The organism is Planctomycetaceae bacterium (assembly GCA_041398785.1).
GTDB lineage: Bacteria > Planctomycetota > Planctomycetia > Planctomycetales > Planctomycetaceae > JAWKUA01.
This window is the reverse complement of sequence record JAWKUA010000037.1, coordinates 1-12629: the sequence shown is the minus strand read 5'-3', so window position 1 is coordinate 12629 and position 12629 is coordinate 1. Positions and strand designations below refer to the sequence as shown.

12 protein-coding genes, 1 tRNA gene and 1 pseudogene are annotated in these 12629 nt (G+C 59.3%); 2 read left to right on the top strand and 12 right to left on the bottom strand.

The annotated features are described in order from the left end of the window. Positions 1-30: 30 nt before the first annotated feature. On the bottom strand, positions 31-1053 hold the full coding sequence (locus tag R3C19_25650) for a zinc-binding dehydrogenase (protein ID MEZ6063747.1): 1023 nt from the start codon (positions 1051-1053) through the stop codon (positions 31-33). Between the two features lie 228 nt (positions 1054-1281). On the opposite strand from R3C19_25650, the gene R3C19_25645 reads away from it, so the two are divergent. Beyond that, a tRNA-Val gene (locus tag R3C19_25645) sits at positions 1282-1356 on the top strand. 185 nt (positions 1357-1541) lie between these two features. Further along, positions 1542-2546 (top strand): site-specific integrase, encoded by a 1005-nt coding sequence (locus tag R3C19_25640; GenBank protein MEZ6063746.1) that lies wholly within the window; start codon positions 1542-1544, stop codon positions 2544-2546. A gap of 399 nt (positions 2547-2945) precedes the next feature. On the opposite strand, the gene R3C19_25635 is transcribed toward R3C19_25640, so the two are convergent. From R3C19_25635 to R3C19_25585, 11 genes and pseudogenes are all read right to left on the bottom strand, one after another. Next, complete coding sequence (locus R3C19_25635; protein MEZ6063745.1) at positions 2946-3347, bottom strand: hypothetical protein; 402 nt, start codon at positions 3345-3347, stop codon at positions 2946-2948. Positions 3348-3353: 6 nt separating this feature from the next. Continuing rightward, a complete protein-coding gene (mobF, locus tag R3C19_25630) occupies positions 3354-6206 on the bottom strand; it encodes a MobF family relaxase (protein ID MEZ6063744.1) in 2853 nt (950 codons plus the stop codon). Positions 6207-6340: 134 nt separating this feature from the next. Beyond that, the gene (locus R3C19_25625) at positions 6341-6841 is read right to left on the bottom strand and encodes a hypothetical protein (GenBank protein MEZ6063743.1); all 501 of its coding nucleotides are present in this window, start codon (positions 6839-6841) and stop codon (positions 6341-6343) included. Between the two features lie 129 nt (positions 6842-6970). Continuing rightward, complete coding sequence (locus tag R3C19_25620; protein MEZ6063742.1) at positions 6971-7222, bottom strand: hypothetical protein; 252 nt, start codon at positions 7220-7222, stop codon at positions 6971-6973. A gap of 141 nt (positions 7223-7363) precedes the next feature. Next, entirely contained in the window at positions 7364-7783 is a 420-nt protein-coding gene (locus R3C19_25615) for a hypothetical protein (GenBank protein MEZ6063741.1), read from the bottom strand. Continuing rightward, entirely contained in the window at positions 7783-8145 is a 363-nt protein-coding gene (locus R3C19_25610; protein ID MEZ6063740.1) for a hypothetical protein, read from the bottom strand. Before R3C19_25610 ends, R3C19_25615 begins: the two co-directional genes overlap by 1 nt. A 54-nt stretch (positions 8146-8199) precedes the next feature. Then, positions 8200-8718 (bottom strand): annotated as a pseudogene (locus R3C19_25605) (type IV secretory system conjugative DNA transfer family protein). A gap of 305 nt (positions 8719-9023) precedes the next feature. Continuing rightward, the gene (locus tag R3C19_25600) at positions 9024-9344 is read right to left on the bottom strand and encodes a hypothetical protein (GenBank protein MEZ6063739.1); all 321 of its coding nucleotides are present in this window, start codon (positions 9342-9344) and stop codon (positions 9024-9026) included. A 25-nt stretch (positions 9345-9369) separates the two neighbouring features. Continuing rightward, complete coding sequence (locus R3C19_25595) at positions 9370-9888, bottom strand: hypothetical protein (GenBank protein MEZ6063738.1); 519 nt, start codon at positions 9886-9888, stop codon at positions 9370-9372. Between the two features lie 179 nt (positions 9889-10067). Continuing rightward, positions 10068-11318, bottom strand: coding sequence for a hypothetical protein (locus R3C19_25590; protein MEZ6063737.1), 1251 nt, complete (start codon positions 11316-11318; stop codon positions 10068-10070). A 30-nt stretch (positions 11319-11348) separates the two neighbouring features. Beyond that, positions 11349-12491 (bottom strand): hypothetical protein, encoded by a 1143-nt coding sequence (locus R3C19_25585; protein MEZ6063736.1) that lies wholly within the window; start codon positions 12489-12491, stop codon positions 11349-11351. Positions 12492-12629 lie beyond the last annotated feature (138 nt).

The window sequence follows — 12629 nt, the reverse complement described above, 5'->3', positions numbered from 1 at the left end:
ACTCCCTTTCGCTCGAACAGAATTCGGGTGCTAGCGGGGCGCCGAGCGTCCCTGCCATGCCGGAAACTCCACCAGCACCTTCAATGCTCCATCGCGCCGATCTCGAAATAAATCGAACGCCTGCTGCAGTTCCTGCAACGGGAACCGGTGAGTCAACAGTGGAGAAAGGTCGACTCGCCCTTCGGCCAGCCACTGCATCGCCAGCGGGAATGTTCGTTCGAAATCCGGATGCAGGCTGGTCAGAATTCTCAGGTTCTTCAGCATCGCTGCCTTCAGATCAATACCGTTGACGGTCGCCGGCGGGACACCAAAGAACAGTACATCACCGTGCTCCTTCGTCAGCGCGACGGCATCGTCAAATGCCTGAGCCTTATGTCCAACGGCCTCGACCACAACATCGGGCAATCCTCCGTCCAGAATCCCGCGCACCTGCTCAACCGCATCCCGGCCCCGCGACGCGACCACATCGGTCGCGCCCATCTTCCGGCCGAAATCCGCCCGATCGGCGACGGGATCGATCGCGATGATTCGCCGCGCTCCCAGATTTCGCAAACCGGCTACGAACATCTGTCCGATCGGACCGGCTCCCAGCACGGCAACGTCGCGATCGATCATGTTCGGCAGCTTCTTCAGAGCCCACACGACGGTACCAAACGGTTGCGCCATCAGCGCGATTTCGTCACTAAGCCGCTCATCCAACGCCACCGCGCGACGCTCCGACAAGACGTATCGCTCGTACAATCCGCGCTGTCCCACCGGAACCGCCAGCACCCGAGTACCCGGCTTCCAGCGGCTGCCGTTGGTATCCACCACGGTACCCACCATTTCGTGCAGCGACATTCCGGGCGGCTGCGGATATTCAATCGTGTGGCCCTCGAAGTCTCCGTCGAAGAATGGCAGATCGGAACCGCACAGACACGTCAGTTCCGGCTGGAAGACAATCATCGGATCGTCGCTCCGTCCATTTCCCGCACCGGCGACCGGCGGCAACCGCGGTTCCTCGATATCGACAAAATCCACCGTTCTTGCCGACGTAAACTGTCCTGCCAGCATGCAGCGAACTCCCTGCAGACGTCACGTGTCAGTATTCCACCGCAGACCCGCGCTTCGGGTGACAACGAGCGGAAGCCGTGCGGCAATTTAGCGGTCACACGAAAAGCAGAAAACCGTGCCCGCCCGACGATTTGCCCGCCACGGAGATGATCGTCGTACCAGCCGCCGGGAATTTCGCCTCAACCGCAATTGAAATCGGGGGTCGGTATCAGTAACTTTCCGTCGACCGGACGATTAGCTCAGTTTGGTTAGAGCGCCACGTTGACATCGTGGAGGTCACTGGTTCGAGTCCAGTATCGTCCATTCCGCAAGTCGGCTCGAAACGTGCATTTACGACAATCGCGTGTTCCGGCTTGCGATGCTCCGGCTTTGAATTGCAGAGTTGATTGCAGAGAAAAGAGCCTCACCTGTGCATTGCAGTGCAGCAGGTGAGGCCAAGCGAACCTTTCAGTCCGCCTTCACAGGTTCCCTGGATTGGAGAGTTCGTTATGAAACAGCCAAAGCCGTTTTTCCGTAGATTCACGAAGTCGTGGTACGTCCAGATCGGCAGACGCCAGATCAACCTCGGGCGAGACAAGAAACTCGCCTGGGAGAAATACCACGAATTGATGGCGAAGCAAGATTGTGTCGCGGAGCAGCTCGCGACCGTGGCACAGCTCTTCGACACCTACCTTGAGTGGTGTTTGACGCGGCGTTCGCAGGGTACTTACCGGAACAATCGCCTGTACCTGCGGTCTTTCATCAAGTGTGTCGGCACGCGGCTCGCCATTGCAAAACTCCGGCCCCACCACGTCACCAAGTGGATGGACGATCATCCGGACTGGTCCGACACGACTCGCAACGACGCGATTTCCATCGCACAGCGTCCGTTCAACTGGGCAGTCAGGCAGGGGAGACTCGACCGCAATCCGATCGCCTGTCTGGAGGACAAACCACCTCGCCAGAGACGCGAAGTCGTCTACACACCGGACCAATGGCAGCAGGTCATGGCTCGCATCCGAGACGAGCAGTTTCGGAATCTGATGGCGTTTCTGTGGGAGACCGGTTGTCGGCCGCAGGAAGCAAGACTGTTGGAAGCAAGGCATGTCGATCTCCGAAACGGAGTTGCCGTCTTTCCACCAAGTGAAGCCAAGGGCAAAAAACATCCGAGGGTGCTCTTTCTTAATGACACAGCACTGGAACTGGTAAGGCCGCTGTGTACTGCGAATCCCACGGGAAGCGTGTTTCTCAACACTCGAGGGCGGCCCTGGACGAAAGACGCAGTGAAATGCCGGCTGAATCGGCTAAAGAAGAAAGTCGGGATGCCGGTGCTCTGTGCCTACGGAATCAGACATTCGTTCGCGACCGAGGGGTTGAAGAACGGCGTTGACTCCATCAGTCTTGCCGCATTGATGGGACACTCGGACGTTTCCATGATTGCCCGGACTTACCAGCATCTGGCACGGCATCCGGACTTTCTGAGGGAACAGGCTGGCAAGGCTAAAGGTGCTTGAATCGCTGCAGGCGAACCGTCTCGGGTTCTGACCTGACACGCATGCTCTCGACAAAATCGACGAGCTGGCTTTCACTGATTCGAATGCTTGATCCGAAACGGTGATGTTCGAGGTCACCGTTTCGGATTGCCTTGTAAACCGCTCCGGCAGAGAGGTTGAGCTGCACTGAAACTTGCTTGACGGTGAGCATATCGAGCCTCGTTCGGTACGCAGACGAGATCCATCCCCGGCATTCACTGGGGAGTCACAGACTGCCTGACAGCTTTCGCAGAACGCGATTGCCGCAGACCTTCCCGTGGCCGGTCCGGACCACATCTCAGGATGTGTTGCCAAAAGACATTTCGTTTGCTCGGACATCCTGCCCATCAGACGATCCGTTTTCCCATTGCCCCCGGCGGGTCAGGCTGGGGGTGGGAGGGTTTCGATGGTGATGCTGTCGATGGTTGGGGAGTTTTCGGAGCGCGTGAGGTCTCGGGGGTCGGATTCTTCGAGGCGGCGGATGCGGCCGAGGCTCAGCAGGGTGGTGAGTTCCGTGAGATTGCGGCCCGTGATGCCGACTCGGTAGCGGTCCATGCCGTACAGGCCCAGTTCGATGAAGCCGGCGTCGCGGGTGCGGATTTCTCGCAGGTCGGCGTAGGCAAAGCTGATGATCCGGCCGTCGAGCAGCCGGAGCTGGAACATCATTGGCACCGGTTCGCCGGGATTGAGTTTCTGCCACGCCTCCGTCGCTGAAGACGGCGGCAGGGGATTCGACTGGGGCAGGTAGTGGACGGCGGCGGACCATTCTTCGGTTTTGGACATGACGAATTAGCTCCCGCTGAAACCGGGTGAAGGACCGTGACGGAACGAATGCCGGAAGCGGCGAGTCGGCCGCAGTTGTGGCCCGTGTTGCTGCCACCAGCGTCGAATGCGTTCCCGCAGAGTTCGCTGCTGATGCTGAACCCGCTGTTGTCGCTGGACTCGCTGCTGCTGCGGAACCTGCTGACGGACCGGAACGGACTCCTGAATCAGTTCCGTCGCCGACATCTGACGACCGGCGGTGGCGATGGCCCGGCGGACTCGGGCTTTGTCGTCGACGTAGATGGCGACGTCGCGGCTGCCGCGTGACACGGTCACGTAAAACTGCCGGGCGTTGATCGCGGGCAGGGACTCCGAACCCATCGCGGCGATCGCCACGTCGCGGGTGTGGCCCTGAGCACTGTGGCTGGTCACGACGTAGCCGAAATCGAGGTGGCCATAGTCGGCGGCGATCGTCATGCCGCTGGCCAGGACCAGATTGCCGGAACGGTCGACGCGTTTAATTTCGTCCAGCCGGCCGTTGCTGATCCGACGCTTTCGGTCCGTGGCTGTGCCGCCGAGCGTAAAGCGAACCTTGTCGCCGGCGGAAAGACGGATGCTGCCTTCGCTATAGACTTCAAAGCGGTCCGGGGCGTCGAACGGAATCGGCTTCGACGGTCCGCCGGCCACCGGCCGCAGTTCCGGGGCGGCGTCCTGTGACCGGACGACGTGGTATCGCTGGCCGCGAACGAAGCCGCCCTTGCAGTTCTGGTGAAACTGGACGATCAGGTTGTCGCCGTGATAGCTGGACGCCTGAGACTTTTCCGCATCGGACAGGTTCAGGCTTCGCAGTTGCGTCACCGCAGTTTCTTTGGTGTCGAGGGAGCCACGGTCGCGAAGTTTCTGACGGACGCACTCGGTCACCGCGTTGCCTTCAGAGTGCGTGGGAGCCACGATCAGCGTCGAACGACCCTGCTTCGCACTTTCCAGATAGTGGTCGGCCAGTTGTTCGTGGCGATTCTCGCCGGAGATCTCCTTAATCTTTCCCAGCCGGTCGAGCATGTCGTACCCGGCCAGCAGTCCCGTCATGCCGGTGGTCTGGTCGATGACTTCGTTGCCGCGGCTGATCATCGCCACGGCATCCCTGTAGCGGCCCTGTTGCCGCTGAATGGTTTCGATCCGGGCCATGTTGAGTCCGGCTTCTCGTTCGAGCAGTCTGAGGGCTTCGCCACGACGAACGCTCGCGTGCTGCCGGGTATCACCGGACAGCACGATCCGGCAATTCTGTTGCTTCGCGACGGTGAAGATGCCGTTCATGGATCGCACATCGAGCAGCCCGGCTTCGTCGATCCACAGCACCTGGTTCTTCACCTGAGCCTGCAGCTGCGTGTTGCGAAGCAGGTGTTCGACGGTCTGAGCGTCGGAAAACCCGTTCTCCTGCAAAACTTCTTTGGCTCCGTTGCTGGGTGCGAAGGCGTAGACCTTCCGGCCGCGTGCGGCGATGGCATCGGCCGCTTCTGCCATCAACGCCGACTTGCCGGTTCCGGCTCCGCCCGTAACACCTGTGACAGTATCCCGCGACGTCAGCACGTGCTTCACGGCGTGCTTCTGCTGATCGTTCAGCCAATCGCGGTTGAACTCGATCTCACCGGTTTCCAGGGCTTGCCGCGTGCCGCGACCGTCGCGGCCGAAAGCGATGAGCCGGCGTTCCGCTTCCAGAACGTCGGCGGTTGTGACGAAGGTCCGGTTGGCACCTTCGACGTCTTTCGTTCGCTGGATGGCGTCGCAACGGTCTAACGCCGCGTCCGCGTCTTCCGGAAGCAGCTTCAGGCCGTGTTCCAGGGCGGTCCCGACAACCTGATGCCGTTCGACCGTCGACTGCGAATAGAGATGATGGTCCAGAGCGAACCTGATCGCTTCATCGGCCGTCATCGCCTGCTGTTGCGACGGCTGTTCCCGCTGCTTCAACCGGGCGAAGACGGCTTTCTCGTCGTCCGTCAGCCGATCGAACCACTGCTGGTGCAGAGTTTCCAGCCCGATGTTGTCCTGCTTGCGTTCCCGCGTGGCTTTGCCCAGCTTTCCTTTCTCGGCGGCGTCGGTGATGCCGTGCTTTCGGGCGTGATCTTCAATCTGTACCGTGCGGGAACTGAATCCTTCGATCGTTGAACGTTCGATACCGGCGATCTCCCAGCCGGACTTGATCTTGTTGCTCTGGAAGAAGCGAACCTTCTCGACCGGGTAGCCGAGTGCATCCAGCTTCGACGCTAGCCGGGCTTCGAAGCGGGCCTGCAGGGCCTTTCGCTGCCGGATGATTTCTTCAAACTCGCCCGCATAGAACCGGCCGTCGTGTTCGGTGGTATTGATGATGAAGCAGTGCATATGGACGTGGGGATCGACAACACCATCGACGGGCCGGCCCGTCTTGTGTTCGAAGCCGGCATAGATCAGGTTGCCGGTTTGAGTTCTCTGCTTTGTGCCCGCGTGCTCCCCCTGCCGCACGCGTCGATGCATCAGCGGCTCCACATCGCGAGTCATGGTTTCGTGGACGGCTTCCCGAAACGTTTCAAGCACGGCTTCGTCTTTCGTGATGGCCCACAACAGAGACACGCTCTTGGGAGGGGCGAACGTCAGGTCTACTCCGGGACGGCGGTCGCTGCGGTTTCTTTGCGTCAGTTTCTTTCCGGTGAAGGGATGATTGCCTTCCAGCAGGGCCACGAAATGGGCTTTGGTAACTTCCGCGAGATCGCCGAGACCAAGACGATCCGCAGCCAGACCCCGCCATTGAGCGACAACGCGTTGGCCGAGGTAGTAATCGCCACGCACGAGGTTCTCGAAGTATTTCTTCGTGCCGGGGATGCTGGTGGCTTGCGTCGCGGTGAGCATGGTGAATCAGGACGGTTCAGTGACGTGGAAATGACCCGAAAACGGGCCGAGGTACGAATTTCAGAAGTTGTTTCAGGCTTGTCTCCTATGCAGAGCCATAGGCTGAATCAGCGTGCCGGAAACGCGCCGGCCGATCAATGGCTTCGGCGGCGCGAATGGGATTCATCCACAGCCAATTGACCCGACGCTGACACGGCTGCTGTTGACCTATCCGGCGTCGCTGCTGTTGGAATAGAACGGGCAATGGAAACAACTCCGTCCGGCTCGACGTGGAACAGTTCGCTTTGCAGCGCTTCTTTGAAGCGGAGGGTAAAGCCGCTCAGGCTGAAGTTCTGATCGTCGCCCAATCGGCTGGCGACCAGTCCTTCGAGATCGTCTTTGGACAGCGGGCCGTTTTCCGACAGGATGTCTTTGCAGGCGGCTATTACGTCGTTCTTGCGGGCACAGGGCTTCGCCGCTTTGCGTTTGGCTTTGCCGCCGGGCTTTTGCGTTCCGTTCAAAGCGGCCCGCGCCGCTTCGAGTTGTTCTTTGGTCTGCTGCAGCTCGGCCAGCCTCGCTTTCAGTTCGGCACACTGAGCGTCAATCGGAGTAAGCTGGCGTTCAATCGCTTCAAGGGCTTCTTTAACTGCGTTCATGGTTTCAATCCTGTGGCTATGGCGGAATTGATCGAAACGGGTGGGAAAGAAAGCAGGGCAGGGGGCGGAGAAACTCGCGCCGCCCTGCGATATCGATCCACAAAGCGGCGCGAATTCGGTTCTTTGGTTCTATGGCGTCCAGCGGTTCGTGAAGTAGGCCACGATGCACTGGAAGGCTGCGTCCCAGTCGAGGCCCTGAAGTTCCATTTCTTCCAGCGCGTAGCCCGACACGTCCAATAGCGTGATGCCGTCCATGACTTTGATGAAGTGGGCTTCCTCCCACATGTCGGCCGACATGGTGACCATGCGAGTCGTGCCGTCGGGCATCGGAACTTCGCGGGTTGTGCCTTCGGTAAACTGGTGCAGTTGCTGTTTAGTCATATTTGGTCCTCCTCTGTGCTGTTTCTTTATTGGTAGCACATCCAGGAATCCGGCGCAAACTTTGTGGATGCCAAAGCCGCGCGGTGTGGCGCTTTCAGCACACGGAGCCGGCGGCTTCAGCAGTACCACGGTTCTGTTCGACTACATCTTCAGCCCGGCTGAGCGGTTGAAGTCCACTTTGGCTTTGCCCTGGCTGGCGGCCAGTCCGAACTGCTGTGCCACGTTCTTCTCCCGCTTCGCCTGATCCAGCTTTGCCTGGATCGCTTTGATTTCGTGCATGATCTTTCGATCGCGGTCCGGGTCGTGGTTGCCGGGCGAGTTTCCGACGGGCGTCGGTGACAGGTTCGGACTCGGCCGTGACAGCTTCTTTTTCAGGATCTCGATCTGGTAAACCGACGGCGGCATCGCGTCGTTCGACGCCGGCCGGGCGGCTCGGTTGAACTTCTGTGTCAGCGTTTCCTGCGGAGGCGGCGGAGTGGCCGACTTCTTTACCGGCGGCGGCATGTGATTGGGTGGTCCGCCGGTACCACCGGTTACGGCGAGGGGCACGTCTCTGGGCATCAGTTCGGCTTTCTGAAGGACAGGTATTCGGAAAGCCGGTCACGCAGACGTTCCACGTCGACACAGTCTTTCCAGGGAATGAACAAAATGAACGGCAGCCGGTCGGAGTACACGCCGTTGCGGACATACTGCCACCCGGTCACGGAGATGTACCAGGCATCCGTCTTGTCGCCGGCTTTGGGAATTCCGCCGCCCGGCCGTTCGATGTAGCTATAGGTGGTCTGCACGTGCGGAATCCCGACCATCCAACTCATGACGATGAACGCGATCGCGAACAGCAGCAGGTTTCGCAGCTTTCGCTTCAGCCAGCGCCAATAGCGATGCTGCGGGTTCGACGGATCAAATCGAAGGAAGGCATACATGATCTTGCTCCTTGCTGTGGCATGGCACGGATTCCCAAGTCGACGTGTGCTTTCTCAGCCGTTGTAATACGGGTTACGTCCGGTGACGCGACGCCATTCAGAACGCTGCCAATAGGGCACTTTGGTCGCCTTGATCACTGGCAGGTTGGATGTGACGATCAGCAGTTCTTCCGGCTTCATGCGGCGGATTTCGTCCGGATACATGAGCGGCCGGGTCTTGTTGAGCGGCTGACGGTCTGATCGGGAATGGCGTCACTGAGCCGGCTGCGGTCGGTCAGCGACGCGTCTTCGAGCGACACGCGTTCCCCGTGGCTTTGCTCAGCATGTCGAGTGCTCTGGCTCGCGGGCACCGCACACAACCAGCACGTCACCGGCGGCGACAATCTGCTTCATGCCGGACCGCGTATAGATCGATTCAGACTGGCCGCCGAGAAGGTCCCGCCAAAAAGCGACTACCTTTAGGTTATATTTCCGATATTCATTAAGTGTTGTTAAAAAATTGCCGAGGTACCCACAGCTCGCCACTTCGTCCAAAATCGCAGTGACTCGTCGGGGCCGCGGATCCGCTGCCACGGCTTCGAAGATGCTCGCAAATCGTCAGATTGAGGCTTTGCTGGTGAGTTCTCGCCCGGTCTCGCGGATAGATGATGAACACCGTCGCCGGACGGCCGTCATTCTTCAGTGTTCGCGGATCGAAGGTAGTCCTCCCTGGCCGAATGCCGGCCCATTTCAGAACCACGTGCATGGATGGAAAGGAAGGATCTCCGCGACCCTCAGATAACCCGCAAATTGTTCCGGAGCTCGCTGCAGTGTGCCCAGCAGACTATGGGCGGTTTCGGCCAGCACGCCGCCAAACGCGTCGGAGTGCGTCGCTTCGATCAGCGTTCTTCAAGAGCGGCCCGACCTTCCATAAGCATCGATCGCATCATGGCCAGCGTTGGCTTTCTTCCGTGTGACGCTGCATAGAGCGGGAAGAATTCCGTGAGGTCGCGGCCCCTGTTACGGAAGAACAGACTCTTCTCATCCATCGCGGTCGGCGGTTTGCCGGGAATCAGCAGTTCCATTTTCCGCTGCATGAAGCCGCGTATGGAACTCGCCGGTGCCTGCGGATCGAAGTCCCAGAACAGATCGAAGCCCGCATCGACAATCGGAACGCCCCAATCGCTCCGATGTTTCGACGCCCACGGACAGATCGTCACGACGTTGTGATGACGCCGGAGAAACTTATGCGTCAGACAGTACAATTCCTGACGGGTCGTTGACGATTCGCGAGTGACCCAGATCGGTCAGTAAAGTCGGCACCGCGATGCACATCGATTTCATGCAGCCGGGAGGCCCGCAGACATTCACACAGCAATCGCCGTCATACCGCAGGTCGCGATGACGAAACCGCCCGACACGCTGCGATCCAAGGAAGATGCCCTTTTTCGCGAACATCCTCCTTCGCGGGATTTCTTGCGGGGGTTGCAAACCTGCATCCCCGTGCCGCTTGGCGGATTCTTTGAACCCGTGGTGCTTTGCCCGCTCATCATGAATCTTCCCCTGATCGTCGAGACCGCGGATCGCCGTTCTTACCGCGATAAGTCCAACAATCAGGCACGCGGGCAACGCCCATTCCACGCCGGTCTGCCGGCCCAGCCCGTGCAGGTAGTACGCCAGGTAACCAAGTCCCGCCGCCATCGCGGCACTCAGGATCGGCGGCCGAAAACTCTGTGACCGCTTGTGTTCAGTGGACGGTTGCATTTCGAAACTCCCTTGAACGATGAATGGAAACAGTGAGGAATGAATTGCGTTCGGCCCGCAGACTGCGTTCACTGGGTGGTTCATCGGTGAACGGCATCCGAACCGCAGCACCGCCGGTATGGCGATGCTCACGGCTCAGACAGTCCGGGCAATGAAGGACAAGAACTGAAGACGGGATGTCAGAACGCCCGCAGATCGAGTTTGTTCCATGCCACTGACGGCAGGATCTCGATCGTCTTGTCCTTCCGTTCTCCGTTGTAAACCAGAATGACTCGCACAACCGCCGGCTGCGAAGACCGGTACACGTTGATCCAGACCGTCAGGTCCTCCAGTCGGTTATGGTTGATCGTTTGCCATTCCATGCTCCGGTAGTCGGCGTCCGGATTGCTGATGGAATGACTGGAGTGCAGCACGTCCCGGTACAGTTCCCCGAATGCCGTCTTCTTGTGGGAATAGCACATCTTTTCCCGGTGGCCCGCAGACTCCGTCCACAGGTCGAGGTCGCAGTCTCCGTCCTGGCTTGTCCACTCAATGGCGAGCGCGATCGTTCCGATGTCCTGCTCAGCCGCCGACAGGACCGCTTCGGCATCCGCACTTTCATTGGATCGTGACGCGGTTTGCTGCACAGCCGGCTTGGCGACGACGTTGAACGTCTTCATCACGGCAGGTTCATCACGGAGTTCCACCGTATCCGTGAACTGCGGGTTCTCAAAAACGAAAGCCATGCCGACGTCGCTCGAAACCCGGACCAGCGTTGCGTTTTGCCGCTGCAACAGCAGCCGGTTGAACCGCGTCACCTCATCTTCGTACTGGGAATGCAGGCCCCATTGGGATTGCAGTACGCACCACGAAATCAATGTCCCATTCGGATATCTGCCGTCCAAATTGAAGGGCGAATACTCCTCCGTCAGCATTCCGTCGCTGGGAAACCGGCCGTCCCTCATGTTCTGGTCGGAGTAGCGTGGTTCGCTGTACAGCGGCGAACCGAAGATGACAACGCGGGTCGAAAACGACGTCTTTTTCCCGGCGGAAATCGCCGCCGCCAGATCGGGCAGCCGCACACGCGGCACGACGGCCGTGTTGACTGTTTCCGGAGCGAACACGTGACGGATGTCCGGCAGAATGCTCTTGACGGCAGGATCGCGAAGCCGAAGTTTCGCATCTCCCTGCGGCACCCTGAACGAACAAACGGTTTCATGCGATGGCGCACGAATCAGGGTCACCACATCATCCGGTGCGGCCCGTTTCCCGATCAGATTCTGGAATTCCCGGCCGACTTCCATCAGCCCGTCTTTCGGCAGGCCCTCACTGGGAATCACTACGAACCATTCGTGGTTCGGCATCTGCTGCGTCGGCTGTTCAGTGTCTGTGGAGCAACCACAGATGACGGCAACAACAGCGATCGCCGTCAGTTTCAGTTTGCGTTTCATCACAAGTCTCCTCTGCAAAAAAAGGAGGGGTCAGGAAGTGGATTCGCGATCCAGCAGCTGCGCCCGTGCTGCGGTCAGCCGCCGTTTCAGTTGATCGAAGTCGTCGCAGCACTGCTTCTCGAATGATGCACACTCGTTCGACAGTTCCTGCAGTACGCGTTTCGCCTCGGACAGATCGGCGTGGACGCCTTCAATCGCTTCATTGAGCTCCGTCACCTGCTGCTTCGCGGCCTGACAGACCGGGTTCGGCGACGATTTGAAGTCGTAGAAATGTTCCAGCGTCTTCTTCAGGAATTTGCCGATCATCAGCACCGTCACGGCCAGCCCCATCATGCCGAACATGTACAGCACCCAGTAATCCGGTACCCACGAGCTGCGTTCCGCGAACAGATCGACCTCCCCGTGGCTGCCGCCGATCGTCATCGAGAAGAAAATGATCACGACGAGCGACAGGGGGATCGCAACAATGCTCAACACCGATTCAAATGTGCGGCGACCCGCTTCCTGCAGCGTGGCGTCCAGAAATTTCAGGCTGACAAACGGCGTTGCGACGACGACGAAGACGGAAAACAAGGCTGCCAGCGCGCTCTTCGCAAACCCCATCCCGGCCGTCATCAGCAGACCGACGGAATTGTTGAGTTCTGACACCAGGGCCATCACGAAGAAGACGACCCAAAACACCAGCGCTAGCAGGTGAGGCACCATTTGCCAGCTGCGGACACAGACGGGCCGTTGTTCCCACCGAGTGACCGTCGGCGAAATGAAACGCAGTGCCCGCAGATACCACTTCCGCTGCTTCTGCAGCCACGCGAGGTCGCGTTCGGCCTGTTCAATAACGAAGTTGGCTCGCAACCGTTTGGCATTCCGGATCACGTCACGATCAGCGATGTTGGCCGCTTCCGTTCTGATTTTCACGGCCGCTTTGGGATCGTCGACGAGTGACACCAGCCACTTGTGAGAACACGTGAGCGGACGCGGCTGCCCCGATATCCACTTCAGAAAACGTTTTGACAGCCGGCGATGGCCATTGCAGTCCCGGTCATACATCTGATCCGGCGAAATCCAAGCCAGATACTCGGCGTTTGTCAGGTTCGGCGTCGACACTTCTCGTTCGACGCCGTTCGTGTTGTTCTGAGCTGCCTGAGCGTGGTTGTTGGTGGTGGACTCGGGCATTGAAAGCTGCTCCTTGAGATGAGAACTGGAGGGAAAGCAGGTGGGTTACAGGGTTGGGTCGTATGCGGGCCGTGCTGTGGACGTACCGGTAGCGGTCCCGGCTGGGCTGGGTTTTCGAAAAAAGGGAGTCAGCGGGGA